Annotated in this window: 18 protein-coding genes; 15 read left to right on the forward strand and 3 right to left on the reverse strand. The window is 73.3% G+C overall.

Annotated elements, in window-relative coordinates; all coding sequences use genetic code 11:
* Nucleotides 1-70: 70 nt before the first annotated feature.
* From RM788_RS07280 to RM788_RS07290, 3 genes are all read left to right on the forward strand, one after another.
* Entirely contained in the window at nt 71-1,849 is a 1,779-nt protein-coding gene (locus RM788_RS07280) for a transglycosylase domain-containing protein (RefSeq protein WP_315930755.1), read from the forward strand.
* A 95-nt stretch (nt 1,850-1,944) separates the two neighbouring features.
* The gene (locus RM788_RS07285; protein WP_315930756.1) at nt 1,945-2,625 is read left to right on the forward strand and encodes a response regulator transcription factor; all 681 of its coding nucleotides are present in this window, start codon (nt 1,945-1,947) and stop codon (nt 2,623-2,625) included.
* Nucleotides 2,625-3,971 carry a sensor histidine kinase gene (locus RM788_RS07290; protein ID WP_315930757.1) on the forward strand — a complete coding sequence of 449 codons (1,347 nt, stop codon included), beginning with the start codon at nt 2,625-2,627 and terminating at the stop codon, nt 3,969-3,971. Before RM788_RS07285 ends, RM788_RS07290 begins: the two co-directional genes overlap by 1 nt.
* On the opposite strand, the gene RM788_RS07295 is transcribed toward RM788_RS07290, so the two are convergent.
* The 3 genes from RM788_RS07295 to RM788_RS07305 are packed head-to-tail and all read right to left on the reverse strand — an operon-like array spanning nt 3,953 to nt 7,055.
* Nucleotides 3,953-4,912 carry a LysR family transcriptional regulator gene (locus RM788_RS07295; protein ID WP_315930758.1) on the reverse strand — a complete coding sequence of 320 codons (960 nt, stop codon included), beginning with the start codon at nt 4,910-4,912 and terminating at the stop codon, nt 3,953-3,955. The two genes, RM788_RS07290 and RM788_RS07295, sit on opposite strands and share 19 nt — an antisense overlap.
* Nucleotides 4,913-4,920: 8 nt before the next feature.
* On the reverse strand, nt 4,921-6,453 hold the full coding sequence (locus tag RM788_RS07300) for an MFS transporter (protein ID WP_315930759.1): 1,533 nt from the start codon (nt 6,451-6,453) through the stop codon (nt 4,921-4,923).
* On the reverse strand, nt 6,450-7,055 hold the full coding sequence (locus RM788_RS07305) for a flavodoxin family protein (protein WP_315930760.1): 606 nt from the start codon (nt 7,053-7,055) through the stop codon (nt 6,450-6,452). Before RM788_RS07305 ends, RM788_RS07300 begins: the two co-directional genes overlap by 4 nt.
* A 277-nt stretch (nt 7,056-7,332) precedes the next feature.
* On the opposite strand from RM788_RS07305, the gene RM788_RS07310 reads away from it, so the two are divergent.
* From RM788_RS07310 to pcaB, 12 genes are read left to right on the forward strand one after another with little or no spacing between them, the layout of a single operon-like run.
* Nucleotides 7,333-8,142: a 2-amino-3,7-dideoxy-D-threo-hept-6-ulosonate synthase gene (locus RM788_RS07310; protein WP_315930761.1), complete on the forward strand. Its 810-nt coding sequence runs from the start codon at nt 7,333-7,335 to the stop codon at nt 8,140-8,142.
* On the forward strand, nt 8,139-9,236 hold the full coding sequence (locus tag RM788_RS07315) for a 3-dehydroquinate synthase II family protein (RefSeq protein WP_315930762.1): 1,098 nt from the start codon (nt 8,139-8,141) through the stop codon (nt 9,234-9,236). Before RM788_RS07310 ends, RM788_RS07315 begins: the two co-directional genes overlap by 4 nt.
* Before the next feature lies 1 nt (nt 9,237).
* Entirely contained in the window at nt 9,238-10,644 is a 1,407-nt protein-coding gene (locus RM788_RS07320; RefSeq protein ID WP_315930763.1) for a class I adenylate-forming enzyme family protein, read from the forward strand.
* A 26-nt stretch (nt 10,645-10,670) separates the two neighbouring features.
* Complete coding sequence (locus RM788_RS07325) at nt 10,671-10,940, forward strand: acyl carrier protein (RefSeq protein WP_315930764.1); 270 nt, start codon at nt 10,671-10,673, stop codon at nt 10,938-10,940.
* The gene (locus RM788_RS07330; protein ID WP_315930765.1) at nt 10,937-11,209 is read left to right on the forward strand and encodes a hypothetical protein; all 273 of its coding nucleotides are present in this window, start codon (nt 10,937-10,939) and stop codon (nt 11,207-11,209) included. Before RM788_RS07325 ends, RM788_RS07330 begins: the two co-directional genes overlap by 4 nt.
* Entirely contained in the window at nt 11,196-12,344 is a 1,149-nt protein-coding gene (locus tag RM788_RS07335; protein WP_315930766.1) for a beta-ketoacyl-[acyl-carrier-protein] synthase family protein, read from the forward strand. The genes RM788_RS07330 and RM788_RS07335 overlap by 14 nt, the downstream gene beginning before the upstream one ends.
* Complete coding sequence (locus tag RM788_RS07340; protein ID WP_315930767.1) at nt 12,341-12,895, forward strand: beta-ketoacyl synthase N-terminal-like domain-containing protein; 555 nt, start codon at nt 12,341-12,343, stop codon at nt 12,893-12,895. The genes RM788_RS07335 and RM788_RS07340 overlap by 4 nt, the downstream gene beginning before the upstream one ends.
* Nucleotides 12,892-14,550, forward strand: coding sequence for a 3-aminoavenalumate diazotase (locus tag RM788_RS07345; protein ID WP_315930768.1), 1,659 nt, complete (start codon nt 12,892-12,894; stop codon nt 14,548-14,550). Before RM788_RS07340 ends, RM788_RS07345 begins: the two co-directional genes overlap by 4 nt.
* A complete protein-coding gene (locus RM788_RS07350) occupies nt 14,547-15,071 on the forward strand; it encodes a hypothetical protein (protein ID WP_315930769.1) in 525 nt (174 codons plus the stop codon). Before RM788_RS07345 ends, RM788_RS07350 begins: the two co-directional genes overlap by 4 nt.
* A 2-nt stretch (nt 15,072-15,073) precedes the next feature.
* Nucleotides 15,074-15,979, forward strand: a complete 906-nt coding sequence (locus tag RM788_RS07355; protein WP_315930770.1) for a 3-diazoavenalumate denitrifying reductase — start codon at nt 15,074-15,076, stop codon at nt 15,977-15,979.
* Nucleotides 15,976-17,868 (forward strand): FAD/NAD(P)-binding protein, encoded by a 1,893-nt coding sequence (locus RM788_RS07360; protein WP_315930771.1) that lies wholly within the window; start codon nt 15,976-15,978, stop codon nt 17,866-17,868. The genes RM788_RS07355 and RM788_RS07360 overlap by 4 nt, the downstream gene beginning before the upstream one ends.
* Nucleotides 17,865-19,259, forward strand: coding sequence for a nitrosuccinate lyase (gene pcaB, locus RM788_RS07365; protein WP_315930772.1), 1,395 nt, complete (start codon nt 17,865-17,867; stop codon nt 19,257-19,259). The genes RM788_RS07360 and pcaB overlap by 4 nt, the downstream gene beginning before the upstream one ends.
* The last annotated feature ends 2 nt before the right edge of the window (nt 19,260-19,261 follow it).

A 19,261-nucleotide genomic window follows, 5' to 3' on the forward strand; every position in this document is an offset into this window, starting at 1 on the left:
CGCCCGTCGCAGCGGCTCGAATTCGCCACCGGTGCAACGTCCGACGCCGTCGGCGAGTCACGCAGATGTGATGGGCAACGACAGCGAAGTCACGGTGAGCAGCCAGGTCGACGACGATCCCGAGGGCGCCCCGCCCACGGGCCCGCGGCACAGAGCCAGCAGCCGCAAGGGGTGGAGAGGCGTCCGGCGGTTCCTGCCGTCGCCGAAGCTGGCGGCGAGCCTGGTGCTGCTGGTCGTGTCGCTCGCGGGGGCGGCCTTCGCGATCGCGCTGGCGGTGGTGGAGATCCCGGAGCCCAACGACTTCGCGACCCGCGAGGCGTCGATCTTCACCTGGGCCGACGAGTCCCGCATCACGCACGTCGGCGTGAACCGGCAGCCCGTCGAGTTCGACCGGATCCCGAAGGTCGTGCGCGACGCCGTCCTGGCGGCGGAGGACCGCTCGTTCTACAGCGATCCCGGCGTTTCCGTCACGGGGTTGCTGCGGGCGGTGAAGAACAACATCACCAGTGGTGGCGGCAGCCTGCAGGGCGGATCGACGATCACCCAGCAGTACGTCAAGAACTACTACCTCACCCAGGAGCAGACCTTCAGCCGGAAGGCCGAGGAGATCCTGGTGTCGATCAAGATCGCCAACGAGGTGCCGAAGGACATCGTGTTGCGCGACTACCTGAACACCGCGTTCTTCGCCCGCGGCACCTACGGCGTCGAAGCTGCCTCCCGCGCCTACTTCGGCGTGCCGGTGGGCGACCTCGCCGACGACCCGGCGCGCGCCGCGTACATCGCCGCGATCATCCAGTCCCCGTACTACTACGCCACCGCGCCGGACGACCCGGAGGCGGCGAAGGTGTTGCGGGGGCGGTGGGACTACGTCGTGGACGGCATGGTCGCGGAGGGCTGGCTGGACGCGGGCAAGCGCGGCGGCATGGTCTTCCCGGAGCCGGTCAAGTACCAGCCGGACGAGCTGACCGGCGTGAACGGCTACGCGGTCGACGCGGCGACCCAGTTCCTCAACGGCCTGCACGAGCGGGATCCGAACGTCCCGGACGCCGCGATGCTGACCAGGGGCGGCTACACCGTGGTGACGACCTACCGGCCCGACAGGATGGCCGCGGTGGAGGAGGCCGTGTCGGCGGGACTGGCGAACCTCGACCCCGGCAGGCGGGAGGACGCGGACGTCCACCTGGCGGTCGCGTGCGTGGACGTCGCCACCGGCGCGGTCGTGGGCTTCCACGGCGGGCCCGGCTACCTGGAGCAGAGCTTCAACGACGCGTTCCAGGCGAACGGTCCGATCGGCGAGCTCGGCAGGCCGCTGGTGAAGAACCTGAAGCGGGACTCCGGGCGGACGCTGGAGTCCATGCGGATCTTCGACGCCCGCGACGACGGTGAGCCGCCGGGCCCGGACGACCTCGCGACGACGCCGATGCGCGCGGCCTCCGCGTTCGCCTCGCTGTTCAACACCGAGTACCACGAGCCGCACCACGTGGCGGAGGTCCGCAAGGACGGCGAGCTCGTGTGGCGCGCACCGGAGCCGGACCCGGAGCAGGCGAGGAGCGCCGAGGCGAGGACCAGGGCCAAGGCGGGGGCGGGCGCGACCGGCGGGGACGTGGTGCTCCCCTGGACCCTGGAACAGGCCGTGGACGACGGCGGGCAGTGGGCGTGGGCGGTCGGCGACGACGGCGCGACCACGACGGCCGTGGCGATGTTCGCGACGAACCCCGACGGCAAGGGCAACCGCAGGCTCGACGACATGTCGCCGATGCGCGGACCGCAGGAGAAGGCGCCGTCGGAGAGCGGGCAGGGGATCAGCCGGGCGAACGTCGTGGCGAAGATGCTGCTGTCCGGCGAATGACCGCCCTTTTCGGGCCGTAGCTCCCCGTGCCAGGGACACGACTCACAGTCAGATAGGGGATGTGGCGGCGGCGCTGAGGTGCCAAGGTGGTCACCGTGTCGAACCCAGTCGGGGCGGAGCCGATCAGCCTGCTCCTGGTCGAGGACGATCGGGAAGTCGCGGCCATGCTGGCCGAGCTGTTCACGAGCGAGGGCTACCAGGTCGACATCGCCTTGGACGGCCAGCGGGGACTGCACCTGGCGCTGAGCCGCAAGCACCGGATCATGGTGCTGGACCGCGGCCTACCCGGCGTGGACGGCCTGGACCTGCTGGTCCGGCTGCGGCGCGCCGGGGTCACCGCGCGGGTCCTGATGCTGACCGGGCGCGGCGACGTGACCGCCCGCGTCGAGGGGCTGAACGCGGGCGCGGACGACTACCTCGGCAAGCCGTTCGAGCTGGACGAGCTGCTGGCCAGGGTGAACGCGCTGCACCGGCGACACCTGGAGCACACCGACCTGCTGCCGCTGGGCGGGGGCCACCTCGACCTGCTGCACCGCGAGGTGCTGACCTCCTCGGGGGACGTGGTCAAGCTGTCCGCGCGCGAGTGCGACCTGCTGCGCACGCTCGCGATCGCCCCGAACAACATCTGCCGGCGCACCGACCTGCGCACGCAGGTGTTCCCCGAAGCGACCTCGGAGTCCATTGTGGACACTTATGTGCACTACCTCCGCCGCAAGCTCGGACGCGAGGCCGTGCGCACCGTGCACGGGCTCGGCTACCGCGCGGGAGCCGTCTGATGACGCTGTCCATCCAGCCGCGGCCAATCGGGACGGCGGCGCGCGAACACGCCGACCTGCGCCGCGCCCGCTGGTCCATGACCACCCGGCTGACCCTGCTGACCACGGTGGTCGTGCTGCTGGTCGAGTGCCTGGTCTACCTGCTCACCGCGAACATGCGAGCCGACGACGCGCACCGCGACATGGGGTGGGCGGTCGACCACAGCTCGATCTCCAGCCCACCCGCGTGCACCTGGCTGGTCGTCGCCCGCGGTGGTGACGTGGACGGCACCGCCGGTCTGCCCGCGGAGTTCCCGCTGATCGGCAGCATCGACTCCGTGCGGCGCGGAGGCCCCGAGCTGTTCGAGGACGTCGCCTTCGACGACCGGGAGTACAGCGTGCTGACCCGGCGACGAGGCGACGAGGTCGTGCAGGTCGTGTACGACAAGCGGTTCCCCCTGCTGGAACAGCGGAACCTGCTGGTCGCGTTCGCGATCGCGCTGCTGCTGACCGCGCTGGTGGTGGCGGCCGTCGTGTCGAGCGCGAGCCGCTTCCTGTGCGAACGCGCCGTGGCCCCGCTCAACGCCGCTCTCGCCCGCCAGCGCCGGTTCGTCGCCGACGCGAGCCACGAGCTGCGCGCGCCGCTGACCCAGCTGCACACCCGTGCGCAGCTGCTGGCGCGCAAGGCCGAAGCGCTGGACTGCCCGCCGACCCTGGCCACCGAGGTGCGGCGGCTGGTGAACGGCACCCGCCACCTCGGCGACGTGGTCGACGACATCCTGCGCTCGGCGCTGGTGGGCGGGCCGGGCGAGGAGCCCGCGGGGCCGCCCGCGGTGGTCGACCTCGCCGCGCTGGCCGACGAGGTCGTCGCCGCGGAGGACGTGCGCGCCGCCGAGACCGGCCTGGTGCTGCGGGTGCGCCGCGAACCGGGGCGCTTCCTGGTGCCCGGCGCGGAGTCCGCGCTGCGCAGGGTCGTCACGGCGCTGGTGGACAACGCGATCGGCCACACCCCGGTGGGCGGGGAGGTCGTGGTGACCCTGGACGCCCCCGACCTCCTCACCGTCCGGCTCTCGGTGCGCGACAACGGCGTGGGCTTCGACGAGGCGGACGGCCCCTCGCTGTTCACGCGGTTCAGCCGCGGTCACCACGGCCGCGGCCAGCGGTTCGGCATCGGGCTGGCGCTGGTGCGCGAGGTGGTGGAGAGCCACCACGGCACGGTGTCGGCCAAGGGCAGCCCCGGCGAGGGCGCGGTGTTCACCGTCGAACTGCCCGCGGTCATCACCACGATCCCGCTGCCGCGCACGGGATCGGCCGTCGTGGCCGCGTGCCTGGCGAAGGTCCAGCGGGGTCACCCGGCGCGCGGGTAGTCGCCGGGCACCCGGTCGACGACGCGGAACGGCTGGTGGCGCCTGCCGAACCGCTCGTCCACCACCGCACCCGCCAGCTCGTCCGCGACGCCCGCCACCGGCGACCCCGGTTGCCAGAGCAGGGACGTGCGGCACCACAGCGGCTCGTCGACCAGCGTGCGGAACACCACCCCCGGCAGCTGGCCGGTGTGCGCCGGGAACAGGCCCACGGCCGTGCCCGAGGCGACGATCGTCGCGGCGGTGCGCTGGTCGACGCCGAAGTGCCGGAACCGCGGCAGGAACCCGGCGCGCTCGCACGCGGTGCGCAGGCTGCGCCGCAGTCCGCCCGCCCGGTCCGGTGGCGCGATCCAGTCGTGCCCGGCCAGGTCGGCGAGTCGGACCCGGTCGCGGGCGGCGTCGGGGTGGTCGGCGCGCAGCCCGACCAGCAGCGGCTCGACGTCCACCTCGCGCACGACCAGCCGGTGCCCGGTCGGCGCGGGGACGTCGGGGAACTCGGTGATCACCGCGAGGTCGAGCCCACCGGCGCGCACCAGTTCCACGACCTCCTCCGGGCTGTCCTCCACGTAGGTGATCTGCTCGTGGCCCGGCAGGAGACCGCGCAGCACCGACGCGACCGCGGGTATCCACGGGCTGTCCACGCCGCCGAGCCGGACCGCCGTCGTCGAGCCGCCGCTGTGCGCCTTGCGCCGGGCGGTCGCGACCAGGTCCTCGAACCCGGCGATCACCGCCCTGGCGCCCAGCAGCACCTGCGTGCCCAGCTCCGTCGGCTCCACGCCCTGCGGCCGCCGGACGAACAGCGGCGCGCCGAACTCCCGCTCGATCCGGCCCAACTGGGCGGTCAGGCCCGGCTGCGCGATCCGCAGGATGGACGCGGCCCGGCTGACGCTGCCCGCCTCGGCCACGGCGACGACGACCCGCAGGTGTCGAAGTCCCAACTCCATGACGCCCTTCACCTCTCCGGTCGGAAACTTCTGATGACGAAAGCGACCCCCACCAGGCACAGCAGGACGGCCCAGGTGGAGGACGTGCGCATCGCGCTCAGGAAAGCGCTGTCCGCGGCGTCGACGAGCCACGGCCGCCCGGTCGCGGCGGCCACGGCCTTCGCGCCGCGCGCGGACTCCGCCGCCTGGTCCCGCACCGCCTCCGGCAGCCGGGACAGGGACGGGGTGATCGCCCGGTGGTAGGCGGCGGTGAGCACCGACCCGAGCACGGCGGTGCCGAGCGCGCCGCCGACCTGCCGCATGGCGCTGTTGACCGCCGCGCCCGCGCCGCTCGACCCCGGCGGCAGGACGGCCATCATCGCGGTGGTGATCGGGGCGCTGATCATGCCCATGCCGAAGCCCTGCGCCACCAGCACCACCACGAGCGCCGCGATCGGCGTGCGCTGGTCGAAGAGCACGTGGCTCGCGAAGGTGGCGATGGCCAGCAGCATCCCGCCGACCACCGTCCAGCGGATCGTGAGGTGCCCGGTGATCCACGGCGAGGCCATGTTGCCCACGACGATGCCCACGGCGGCGGCCACCATGACCGCGCCCGCGCCCAGGGGTGTGAGCCCGCGGGCGCCCTGGAGGTAGAACGCGGTGGCGAACAGTTGCCCCGTCAGCCCGAAGAACGCGACCAGCAGGGCGACGCTGCCACCGGCGAACCACCGCACCCCGAACAACGCGACGTCGAAACCGGGGTGCTCCGCCGAGCGCTGCACAAGGACGAACCACACGAGCAGCAGCACACCCAGCACCAGCGGCACGAGCACGCCCGGCACCGTCCAGTCCGCGCGGTCGCCGCCCTCGACGATCCCGAAGACCAGGCTCCCCAGTCCCAGCACGGAGAGCACCAGCCCGAGCGGGTCCAACGGCCTCCGGTCGGCCGAGCGCAGCCGCGGCACGAAGGCCGCCACGCCCACCAGGCAGACCAGGACGATCGGCACGTTGACCAGGAACACCGAGCCCCACCAGAACCGGGCGAGCAGCGCGCCGCCCAGCACGGGGCCCAGCGCGACCCCCAGCCCGCTGGCCGACGCCCAGAGCGCGATGGCCCTCGGCCGGTCGGCCTCCGACGTGGAGCGGACGATCACCGACAGCGTCGCGGGCATCAGCAGCGCGCTGCCAGCGCCCATGAACCCGCGGGCCACGACCAGTTCCGCCACCGTGGTGCTGAAGGCGCCGAACGCCGAGGCCGCCGAGAACACCACCAGCCCGACGACCAGGGTGGCGCGCGGCCCGCAGCGGTCGCCGAGCGCGCCGCCCGCGAACAGCGCCGAGGCGAACACCAGGGAGTACGAGCTGCCCGCCCAGGCCAACTCCCCCGCGGTCGCGCCGAGCCCGCGCACCGGGTCCGCGAGGGTCTCCAGCGCGATGTTGAGGATGGAGTTGTCCAGCCAGAGCAGCGTCTGGGCGGCCACCGCGACCGCGACCACCCGCCACGGGTGCGCGACCGCGCGGTGCCCCGCCTCGGCGCCGCCGATCTCGGAAACCCTTTTCACCCGCCCAACGCCTTCTTTCCCTCGGCCACGATCCGCGCGTAGGTCGCGACCCTTTTCCCCAGGTACTCCGCGGTGGCCAGATCCGCCTGGTGCATCCGCTCCGGGCCTTCGTCGGTGTTGGACTGCGCGGCGACCCCGTGTGAAAAGCCCAGTCGGTTGAGGTCGTCCTCGCTGCCCTTCGTCGAGTTCCAGCCCGATCGCAGGCCGAGGTTGACCCACACCATTCCGTGCTGGGCCGCGAATGTGGTCAGGTACCCGAGCGTGCCGGACTTGTCGCCGGCCTTGGCGCCGGAGTTGGTGAACCCCGCGGCGAGCTTGTCCTGCCACCGGCGGGTCAGCCACCGCCTGCTGCTGGCCTCCGCGAACCGGTGGAACGCCGCCGACGCCGACCCCATGTAGGTCGGTGCGCCGAAGATGACCGCGTCCGCGTCGTCGAGCAGGAACCACTGCTCAGGGGCTATCTCGTCGACCGCGACGGCCACCACGTCGGTGCCCTCGACCTCGCCCGCGCCCTTGCGGACCGCGTCGGCGAGCCTCCCGGTGTGCCCCCGTCCGTCGTGGCTGGCCACGACCAGCAGCACCGGATCCGTCGGACCTCTCAAGACGACCTCCCGCTCAACCCCGAGCCTGGCGACGACTCCGAATGTGCCAGGAAGAAATGAGAAACTTCTTAGAGTCCATTCCGTGGGACGCGAATGCGCCGATTGGCGGTACACACCCCCGGTAAGCGACGCCGATGAATTGACGCCGAACCCCCATAACCGCGGGGTTATCGGTGGAAGTTATTTGTCGGTGATCCGGCGTACGGCTAGCGTGGCGACCAACATTCCCATCCACTTCCTTCTCAGGACCGGTTCACGAAAAGGAGGTGTCCGCGGCATGGCGAATACCGGGAAGCTCTTCCGAATGCGCAGGCTGTCCTCGGCGAACGACGGCAGGCACCTGTTCGTCCCCCTGGACCACAGCGTGTCCGACGGCCCCGTCGTCCCCAACGACCGGTGGCACGACCTGCTGCGCGACCTCGTCGCGGGCGGCGCCGACGCGATCATCGTCCACAAGGGACGGGCGCGCACGATCCCACCGGACGTGCTGGCGACCTGCGCCCTCGTGGTGCACCTCAGCGCGGGCACGTCGCACGCGGCGGACACCAACGCCAAGGTGCTCGTCGGCGAGGCCGAGGACGCGCTGCGGCTCGGCGCGGACGCGGTCAGCGTGCACGTGAACATCGGCTCCGACACCGAGGAGCGCCAACTGGCCGACCTCGGCGCGGTCGCGACGGCGTGCGACGCCTGGGGGCTGCCGCTGATCGCGATGGCCTACGCGCGCGGCCCGCGGATCACCGACCCGCACGACCCCGTGCTGCTGGCGCACGTCGTGAACATCGCCGCGGACCTGGGCGCCGACATCGTCAAGACCTCGGTCACCCTGCCCGTGCACCGGTTGGCGGAGGTCGTCGCCAGCTCCCCGATCCCAGTGCTCGTCGCGGGCGGGCCGACCGACGGCTCCGACGTCGTCGCCCACGCCACCGAGGTGATGGCCGCGGGCTGCGCGGGCCTCGCCGTGGGCCGCAAGGTCTTCACCTCCACCAACCCCGCCTCGCTCGTGGCCCGGCTCGCCGCCGTCGTGCACGCGCCGAACCCGCGGGCCGACTTCCCCCGACTCCCGACGATGACGACAGGTGCCCGATGACGCTCGCTTGGATCGACCTCCGCACCGTGGCCCCGCAGCACGTGGAAGGCGTCGTCGACGCCGCGATCCACTCCCGGCTGCACGGCCTCGTGTCCGACGACCCCGCCGTGCTCGCGACGCTGCCCCCGACCATCGCGGGCGTGCTGGTCGGCGCCGACGGCGGTGAGGACTTCGGCGGCATCACCACCACCGTGGTGACCGACCAGGCCCAGCTCGACGAGCTCGTGCTCTCCAGCGGCGGCGACGAGAACACCGCCGCGTGGGTCGACGTGCACGACGACCGCACCCTCCAGCTGGCCTGCGCGGCCGCGGTCGCGCTGCCCTACAGCGTGGTCCGGTTCGCCGACCCGACGAAGATCCCGCTGGAGATCGTGCTGGCGGCGGCCGACCGCGCGCCGGGCAGCCTGTTCACCGTCTGCGGCGACATCGAGGAAGCCTCGATCGTGGTCGACGTGCTCGAACGCGGCTCGGAAGGCGTGATGCTGGCGCCGAAGGACGCCACCGAGGTGTTCGCGCTGAGCAGGCTGCTGGAGGCGACGAGCCCGAAGCTGGAGCTGGCCACGCTGATCGTCGACCGCATCGAGCACCACGGCCTCGGCGACCGGGTGTGCGTCGACACGTGCACGCACTTCGAGGAGGACGAGGGCATCCTGGTGGGGTCGTTCTCCACCGGGTTCCTGCTGTCCTGCAGCGAGACCCACCCGCTGCCGTACATGCCGACCCGGCCGTTCCGGGTCAACGCGGGCGCCCTGCACTCCTACGTGCTCGGCCCGGACAACCGCACGAACTACCTCAGCGAGCTGCACTCCGGCAGCACGGTCCTCGCGGTCGACTCCGAGGGCCGCACGCGCAAGGTCGTGGTCGGCCGCTCCAAGCTGGAGTCCCGGCCGCTGCTGAGCATCACCGCCCACTCGGTGGACGGCGTCGAGATCAGCCTGACCGTGCAGGACGACTGGCACGTCCGGCTGCTCGGCCCCGGCGGCAAGGTCCGCAACGTCACCGAACTCCGGCAGGGCGACGAGCTGCTCGGCTACCTCGCGACCGACCAGCGGCACGTGGGCATCCCGATCGGCGAATTCTGCAAGGAGAGCTGACGTGCGGGCCCTCCTCGACGAGCTGTTCGACGCCCATCCCGGCGACCTGCCCTACCTCGTGCACGACGAGCGCGTCGTGGACCGGGCCGAGGTCCGCGCGTCCGTCGCCGCCGAGGCGAAGGTCTTCAGCGGGTTCGGCATCGCGGACGGGTCGACGGTCCTGGTGCAGGTGCCGTCCAGCCGCACCCAGGTCGAGGTGGTGTTCGCCCTGTGGTCGTTGGGCGCGCAGGTGATGCTGGCCGACCACCGGCTGGCGCCCGCCGAGGTCGAGGCGCTGCGCGGGCTGTGCCGCCCGCAGTTCACCGTCCGGGCCACGGCGGGCGGCCGGTTCGCGATGGCGTTCCAGCCGACCTACGAGCTGGTCACGAAGTACCACCGCGACGGCGGGCGGGCCACGACCGACCACCGGCTGGTCCAGTTCAGCTCGGGGTCGACGGGGCTGCCCAAGGTGATCGGCCGGACGCCCGCGTCGCTGGCGGCCGAGGTCGAGCGGTTCACCCGGCTCGACCGCATGCCCGCGGCCGGCGAACGGGTGCTGCTGCTCAGCTCCACGGCCCACAGCTTCGGCCTGGTCGCCGGGCTGCTGCACTCGCTCGCGGCGGGCGTGGCCCTGGTGTTCACGCCCCGCCTGTCCGCCAAGGACGTCCTGGCCACGGCGGAGAAGCACGACGTGCACGCGATCTTCGGCACGCCGTTCCACTACGAGCTGCTGACCACGGCGAAGTCGGCGCCTGCGCTGCCGTCCCTGCGGGCGGCGGTGTCCGGCGGCGAACTGATGCCCGACGGGGTGGCCGAGGCGTTCCGGGAGCGGTTCGGCGTCGGTCTCGGCGACTCCTACGGCACCACCGAGACCGGGGTGGTCGCGATGGACGTGAGCGGCGACCTCCGCCCCGCGGCGGGCAGACCGGTGCCGGGCATCAGTTTGCGGATCCGCGACGGCGATCTCGAGGTCGCGATGCCCGACGGCACCCCGTACCTGTTCGAGTCCGGGGACCACGCGACGGCCGACGGCCACCCCGTGGAGGACAGGTACGTCGACGGCTGGCTGCGCACCCACGACCGCGCCTCGCAGGACGGGAACGGCGCCGTCCGGCTGCTGGGCCGCAGCGACTCGCTCGTGGTGATCGGCGGGCTGAAGATCGACCTGGTCGAGGTCGAGTCCGTGCTGCGCCAACACCCCCGCGTCACCGACGTGGTGGTGGTCCACGCCGAGTCCATCGAGGCCTACGTGTCCGCGGGCGACGACGGGCCGGGCGCGGGCGAGCTCACCGGCTGGTGCCGCGACCGGCTGGCCGCCTACAAGGTGCCGCGGCTGATCCGGGTGCTGCCCGCGCTCCCCCGCACGTCCAACGGGAAGTTGATCCGGCGCACGCAGACCCTGCGCGCCGCCGTGCCGAAGCCGTCCTGAAGTCCTACCGCAGAAGGGGTTGGCCGATGCCGACGCTCGAGAACGAGATCCGCGATTTCATCCTCACCACCGTCACCAAGGACATGAACCACCCGATCGACGACGCCGAGGTCGGGGTGGCGAGCCCGCTGGGCAGCGGCGGGATCGACCTCGACTCGCTGAGCCTGATCGAGCTGACCATGCGGCTGGAGCGGCGCTTCAACGTGCAGTTCCCGGAGACCGACATCGAACCGCTCGGCGCGATGACGCTGGGCGAGCTGGCGGCCGACGTGGCCGGGAGGGGCGCGACAGCATGACGACCGGATCCTCGGCACGGGTGGAGATCACCACCGCGGCGGTGCGGAAGCTGCTGTCCGACCCCAAGATCTTCCCCGAGCTGCCCGCGGAGCTCGACGAGGACACCGAACTGGCGCTGGACTCGCTGGGGCTGGTCTGGTTCCTGCACCTGCTGGGCACCGAGCACGACCTGGTGATCGAGCCCGAGGACGAGCTGATCACCGCGTTCCGCTCGATCCGCGGCATCACCGACTACGTCAACCAGGCCGGTGGACGTGCCGACGGGTGAGGTCGTGGTGACCGGGTTCGGGGTGCGGACGGCGTTCGGCCGCGGCGCCGACGCGATCCGCCGCGGCGTCTTCGGCGGTGTGCCGCCGTTCGCGCCCACCGGCCGGTTCGACACCGGCCCGTACCGGACCCCGTTCGCCGCCACCACCGGGGGCGACAAGCCCGACGCGCTGCGGGACGTGCTCGGCGAGTGCGCCGACGAGGCCGTGGAGATGGCCGGGTTCACCGCGGGCGAGGACACCGCGGTGCTGGTCGGCACGGCGGGCGACTTCGCCGCGCTGACCCGGTTCCGGCGCGGCGAGGCCGGTGTCGAGGTGGCCGACACGGTGCCCGCCCGGCTGGCCGACCTGCTCGCCACCAGGCTCGGCGCGACGGGGCAGCGGCTGGCGTTCACCAACGCCTGCGTCGCCTCCGCGACCGCGATCGTCCACGCCTGCCAGCAGATCGCGTCCGGCAGGCTGGAGTCGGCCGTGTGCGCGGGCGCGTACCTGGTGGAGGAGGAGAACTTCGCCAAGTTCGACTCGGGCAGGGCCCTGTCGCGCGGCGGCGTGATCCGGCCGTTCAGCGCGGACCGCGACGGACTGCTGCTCGGCGACGGCGCTGCCGCCGTCGTGCTGGAATCCGCCTCGGCCGCGAGGCGCCGCGGCGCACGGCCGTTGGCCATCGTGGCTGGCTGGGGCGCGGCCTCCGACGCGCACCACATCGCCCGGCCGCACCCGGAGGGCGCCGGACTGGCCGCCGCCGCCACGCGGGCGCTGCGCCGCGCGGGCGACCCGGACGGGCTGCGGGTCGACTACGTGAACGCGCACGGCACGGCGACCAAGCACAACGACCCGGCCGAGACCCGCGGGCTGCGCGCGGTGTTCGGCACGCGCGCCGACCGGGTCCCGGTCAGCTCCACCAAGGGCACGACCGGCCACCTGCTGGAGGCCGCCGGGGTCGTCGAGTTCGTGATCACGCTGCTGGCGCTCACCGACGGCGTCCTGCCGCCGACCGCGAACTTCACCGGACCCGACCCCGACTGCGACCTCGACGTGGTGCCCAACCGGCGGCGCGGCGCCGACGTGCGGCGGGCGCTGAGCGTCAACGCGGCGTTCGGCGGGGCCAACACCGCACTCGTGCTGGAGCGACCTTGACGACCGCGACCACCGCAGACCCGTTGCCCGGCTTCATCGAGTCCACGTTCAGCCCGCTGGTGAACGCCGTCGCGCACCGCTGCCTGGTCGAGCGGCCGGGCGACGGTGCGCGGACCGCGGTCGTGCTCGGCAGCGTCGTCGGCGACTCGACCACGACGGACCTGGCCAGCACGCTGATGGTCGGTGGGCAGGTGGGCAACCCGCTGCTGTTCATGCAGGCCACCCCGAACGCCGTCCTCGGCTACCTCAGCAAGGAGTTCGGGATCACCGGGCCGCTGGTGGCGCTGTCCGCGACCTCCGACCTCGGCTCCGCGCTGCTCGACGCCGCGGCCGTGCTGCTCGACGACCCGGAACTCGACCGGGTGCTCGTCGTCGGCGTCGAACTGGCCGGGAACGACCGCACCACCGCGGCGCTGCGCGAACTGGACGCACCACCACCCGCCGAGGACTTCGCGGTCGCACTGGTCGTCGACCGCGACACCCCGCCCGCCGAGCCGGGCGGACACGACCTCCGACAGCTGGCCACCCACGACAAGGGGTCGACACCATGATCAGCAAGGCCGAACGCGCGCAGGTGCTGAACGACGGCACACTCGGCGCGGGCAACGTCATCCACCGGCTGAAGGCGTACGGCCGGTCGATGGACGACGCCGCGCTCTGGACCGACGGCACCTGGCGCGCCCCCGACGGCGGCCACCCCGAGGTGCTCACGCTCGGCGAGCTGCACGCCGTCGTGGAGGCCTACGCCTCCTGGTTCCACGCCAAGGGCGTGCGGCCGAGGGACCCGGTGGCCGTCCAGACCCGGTCCAGCACCGAGTTCGCGGTGAACTTCCTGGCGCTGACCTCGCTGGGCGCCATCCCGTCGTTCGTCAACGGCAACCTGCGCCCCGAGATCGCCCGCGAGTACATCCGCCGCCAGGGCGCGGTCGGCGCGGTGGCCGACGCCGAGCACCACCCGACGCTCGCGCACGACGACCTGGAGCTGGGTTTCCTGGTCACCGCCGAGGACATCGCCGCCGCGGGCCCGCTGCCGCGGGGCTACCCGTACTCCCACCACGCGACCGACCCGATCATCATCTCGCACTCATCCGGCACGACGGGCATGCCCAAAGCCGTGCCGCACACCCACGAAACCCTGCTGTACGCCCAGTTGCACCGGTTGCGGCTGTCGGTCGGCGGCTCGATGGGCAGGCTGCTGGTGGCGCTGCCCGGCTCGCACAACGCGGCGATCTCGGTGATGCTGTTCGGCTTCCTGCTGCGCTCGCCGGTGAAGATGCTGTCCAGCCAGCGCGGTGTCGACGTGCTGGACGCGGCCGAGGAGTTCAAGCCCACCACCATCTTCGCGTTCGCGGGCACCTACGGCGAGATGGCCGCCGAGGACCTGTCCGCGCGCGACCTGGCCAGCGTGGAGGCCTGGTACAACACCGGGGACGCGGCGCACGAGGCGCACGTGCGGGAGCTGATCGCGCAGGGCAGCCACGAGACCGTGAGCGAGGACTTCCGGCGCGTCCGGGTGCCGGGCTCGGTGTTCACCGACGGGCTCGGCTCGTCGGAGACCGGGTACTCGATCTTCCACAACGGCCACAAGCCCGGCAGCACCGCCTACGGCCGGTGCATCGGCAAGCCGATCAGCTTCGCCGAGGCCGCGGTGCTGTCCGAGGACGGCGAACCGCTGCCGCCCGGCGTGGTCGGCAGGCTCGGGGTGCGCTCCCCCACCCTCACCCCCGGCTACTGGAACGACTCCCTGACCTTCCACCGGCTGCGGCTGGGCGGGTACTGGCTCACCGGCGACCTGTCGACGCGCGACGAGGACGGCAACTTCTACCACCTCGACCGGGCGCCGGACGCGATCCGCACCGCAGGGGGCATCGTCTTCAGCACCCGCACCGAGGAGCTGCTGCTGGCCGAACTGCCCGCGCTGGCCGACTGCACCGTGGTCGGGGTGGCGCCCGAGGGCGTGCGGGCCGACTGGGACGGCGACGGCCTGGCCGACGCCTGCGTGCTGCTCCAGGTCGCCGACGACGGCACGGACGACGCCGAGTGGACCGGGCTGGTCAACGAGGTGCTGCGCGCCAAGGGTTTCCCGACCCTGACGAGGGCGCTGCGGATGGACGCGGCCGACGTGGTCAAGGGCGCGACCGGCAAGGTGCTCAAGCGGCTCATGCGCGAGCGCTTCCGGGAACAGCTCGCGGGCGGTGGCCGGTGACGGCGGTGGAGGAGGTCGACAGCACCACCCGCGCGGAGATGATGGACGTCTACCGCTCGTGGTGGCTGCACGACGCGCGCTGGTACCAGGGCGTGGCCAAGCGGTTCGGCCAGCAGGCGGCGAACGAGGTCAACGCCGAGGCGCTGCGGTACGTGGCCACGGCCGTCGGCCGGAAGGTCGCGCGGCACTTCGGCGGGAAGCCCGCGCGGGACATGGAGGAGCTGCGGCTGCGCTACGACGCGTGCGCCGACCGGATGTTCCCCCACGAGCTGCGCGACATCCGCTCGGCCGTGCTGGACGACGAGGTCGTGGAGATCGTCATCCGGCAGAACTTCGCCCTCACCATGGTGCGGATGGCCGGGTCGACCGAGGGCTACGAGTGCCCGTGCACCGAGGTGCACGCGGGCTGGTCGGACGGCCTCGGCGTGGCGCTGGCGGAGAACTGCTCGACGGGGTGCCTGCGGCACGGCGACCCCGCGTGCAGGTTGCTGATGCGGATCGCTCCGGCGGAAGGGGATTAGCCGTGCGGGTGCTCGTCGCCGGTGCGACCGGACTGGTCGGCAGCGCGCTGCTGCCGTTGCTGCGGGCCAGGGGCCACCACGTGACCGCGCTGGTGCGCGACGGGTCGCCTACGGTGGAGGCGGACGGGATCGTGGTGGCCGACGCCCTGGACCCGGTGGCGGTGCGGCTCGCGCTGCGCGCCGCCCGCGCGGACGTGGTGGTGCACCAGCTGACCGCGTTGCGGCGGATGAGCGCGGACGCCGTGGAGGCCACCGCCCGGCTGCGCACCGAGGGCACGGCCAACCTCATCACCGCGGCCAGGGAGGCGGGCACGGGGAAGCTGGTGGTGCAGAGCGTCGCGTTCGCCACCGCACCGGTCGGCGGGCCCGTGCTCGACGAGGACGCGCCGCTGCACCTGGACGCGCCGGACCCGTCGTGGGCGCGGACCGTGCAGGCCGTGGCCGAGCTGGAACGGCTGGTGCTGGGCACTCCTGACATCGCGGGCACGATCCTGCGCTACGGCACCCTGTTCGGCGCCCGGACGCAGTACGACCCGGAGGGCGCGTTCGGCGCCAGGGTCGGCCGCGGCAGGCTGCCGATGCCGGAGAACGCGGTCGGCGTGACGTCGTTCCTGCACGTCCACGACGCCGCGGCGGCCGCTCTGTCCGCTGTGGACGGTGACGCCACCGGGGTGTTCAACATCGCCGACGACGACCCGGCCGAGGGGTCGACGTGGCTGCCGGAGTACGCGCGGATGCTGGGCGCCCCCGCTCCGCGCGTCCTGGACGCCGAGATGGCCCGGAAGGTGCTGGGGTGGTTCACCAACCACCAGCTGACCGCGATGCGCGGCGCGAGTTCCGACCGGGCCCGCGAGCGGCTGGGCTGGAAGCCGGCGGTGTCGTGGCGGCGCGGGCTGGCCTCCGGATGAGCGCCGGGACGCCCCTGCGGGTCTGCCTGGTCGGGGCGGGCCCGCGGGGCACCTCGGTGCTGGAACGCCTGTGCGCCAACGCCGACGGCCGCCCGGTGGAGGTGCACGTGGTCGACCCGTTCCCGCCGGGGCCGGGCGGCGTCTGGCGCACCCACCAGTCCGACCACCTGCTGATGAACACCGTGGCCTCCCAGATCAGCCTCTACACCGACGACAGCGTGCCCTGCGAGGGTCCCGTGGTGCCGGGCCCGAGCCTGTACGAGTGGGCCCGGCTGGTGGTCGCCGGTGACGTCGGGTGCGCGGAACCCGTGTCCTCCCAGGCTTCCTCGCTCGGCCCGGACGACTACCCCACCAGGGCGTTCTACGGGCGGTACCTGGACTGGGTGTTCCGGCGGCTGGTCGCGACCGCCCCGGGGTCGATCACGATCTCGGTGCACGCGGGCACGGCGGTGGCCGTCGACGACGCCGCGGACGGCACGCAGACCGTGGCGCTGCTGGACGGCTCGCGCCTCACCGGCCTGGACGCGGTCGTGCTGGCGCTGGGCCACGGCCCGCTCGCCCGCGGCCGCGAGCAGGACGAGAACCGGCGGTTCGCCCGGCGGCACCGGCTCGCCCACGTCGAGCCCGCCAACCCCGCGGACGTCGACCTGGGCGCGATCGCGCCCGGCACGGCGGTCGCGGTCCGCGGCGTCGGGCTCAACTTCTTCGACTACCTGGCGCTGCTCACCATCGGCCGCGGCGGGCGGTTCCACCGCGGCCCCGGCGGTCTGCGCTACGAGCCGTCGGGGCTGGAACCCGTGCTGCACGCGGGATCCCGGCGCGGCATCCCCTACCACGCGCGCGGCGAGAACCAGAAGGGCGCGCACGGCAGGCACCACCCGTTCTTCCTCACCGAGGAGGTGATCGCGGGGCTGCGCGCGCGGGCCGGGTCCGGCGATCCGGCGGGTTTCCGCGAAGCCGTGTGGCCGCTGGTGGACCGCGAGGTCCGGGCGGTCTACTACGGGATCCTGGTCAGGGCGGCGAGCGGCGACCTGGACTCGGACTCGTTCACCCGGTCCTTCGTGGCGGGTGATCCCGCGGACGACGACGTCCTGCTGGACAAGTACGGCGTCCCGGCGGAGCGGCGGTGGGACTGGGCGCTGGTCGAACGGCCGCAGGGCGACCGCGTGTTCGGCGGGCGCGAGGAGTTCCGGGACTGGCTGCTCGACCACCTGCGCCACGACGTGCGGCAGGCCGGGATGGGCAACCTGTCCAGTCCGCTCAAGGCCGCGCTCGACGTGCTGCGCGACCTGCGCAACGAGATCCGGCTCGTGGTCGACCACGGCGGCATCAGCGGCGACTCCTACCGCGACGAACTGGAGGGCTGGTACAGCCCGCTCAACGCGTTCACCTCGATCGGCCCGCCCGCGCGGCGGATCGAGGAGATGATCGCGCTGGTGGAGGCGGGCGTGCTGCACGTGGTGGGGCCGGGGATCAGGATCCGCCGGTCGACCGCCGACGGCGTGTTCCTGGCGGACTCCACCGAGGTCCCCGGCCCTCCCGTGCGCTGCCGCGCGCTCGTGGAGGCCCGGTTGCCCGACATCGACGTGCGGCGCAGCGCGAACCCGCTGCTGCGCTACCTGCTCACCACCGGCCGGTCGCGGCCCTACCGCGTCGGGGGCTACGAGAGCGGCGGCCTCGCCGTGACCGGGCGCCCGTACCGACTGGTCGACCGCACCGGTGCCGCGCACCCCGCGCGGTTCGCGTTCGGCGTGCCCACCGAGGGCGTGCACTGGGTGACGGCGGCGGGCATCCGCCCCGGCGTCGGATCGGTCACGTTGGAGGACGCCGACGCCATCGCCCGTGCCGTGCTCACCACCCGCATCCCGTACAGGAGCGCCACAGCATGAGCCGAACCGCCGCCGGGACCGACTCCGGTCTGCTCTCCCCCACCTGGTCCGGGACGCCCGTCGAGGCGTCGACGTGCGACGAAGCCTGGTTGCAGGCGATGCTGGAGGTCGAGGCCGCGCTGGCCAGGGCGCAGGCCCGGCTCGGCCTGGTGTCCGAGGCGCACGCCGAGGTGATCACCAAGGCGGCCGAGGCCGACCGCCTCGACCTCGTCGCGCTCGCCCGCGCGTCGCGGGCGGCCGCCAACCCCGTGGTGGCGCTGGTCCCCGCGTTCACGGCGCTCGTCGCGGCCGTCGACCCGGAGGCCGCCGAGCACGTGCATCGCGGGTCCACCAGCCAGGACGTGCTGGACTCGGCCGCGATGCTGGTGGCCCGCCGGGTGCTGGCCGGGATCGACGGCGACCTCACCCGCGTCGCCGCCGCGCTGGCCGCGCTGGTCGAGGAGCACCGCGACACCCTGATGGCCGGGCGCACCCTGGCCCAGCACGCCGTGCCGACCACGTTCGGCCTCAAGGCCGCGGGCTGGCTGCAACTGGTGCTCGACGCGCTGGCCCGCGTCCGCTCGGTGGCCTCCGCCGGGTTGCCCGCCTCGCTCGGCGGCGCGGCCGGAACCCTGGCCGCGTACGGGGAGCACGCCAAGCCGGGGGGCGGTCTGCCGCTGGGCGGCGTCGAGCTGATCGCCCCGTTCGCCGAGGAGCTCGGCCTGGCCGAACCGGTGCTGCCGTGGCACACCGTGCGCACGCCGATCGCGGACCTCGCCGCGGTGCTGAGCTTCGTCACCGGGGCGCTGGGGAAGTTCGCGGTGGACGTGCAGACGTTGTCCCGCACCGAGATCGGCGAGGTCGCCGAACCGGCGGCCGAGGGCCGGGGCGCGTCGTCTGCCATGCCCCAGAAGCGCAACCCGGTGCTGTCCACGCTCATCGTGTCCGCCGCCCGCCAGGTGCCCGCGCTGACGATGGTCCTGGCGCAGTGCATGCTCGCCGAGGACGAACGGCCCGCGGGCGCCTGGCACGCCGAGTGGCAACCGTTGCGCGAAGCGCTCCGGCTCACCGGGGGCGCCACCTTCGCCGCCGTGGAACTGGCCGAGGGCCTGGAGGTCCACCCGGACCGCATGCTGGCCAACGTCGCCCTGACCCGCGGCGCCATCGTGGCGGAACGGCTCGCGGTCGCCCTGACCCCGTTGGTGGGCAAGGCGAAGGCCAAGTCGCTGCTGACCGCGGCCGCGTTCCAGGCCGCGGCGGAGGACGTGCCCCTCGGCGACGTCCTCGCCCGGTCCCCCGAACTCGCCTCGGCCGACCTGGACGACCTGCTCGACCCGGCCCGCTACACCGGCGCCGCCGGACCGCTGGTGGACCGGGTGCTGCTGCGCTACCGCAGCTACACGGGCTCGTGATC

It is taken from the genome of Umezawaea sp. Da 62-37 (genome assembly GCF_032460545.1).
Taxonomy (GTDB): Bacteria; Actinomycetota; Actinomycetes; order Mycobacteriales; family Pseudonocardiaceae; genus Umezawaea.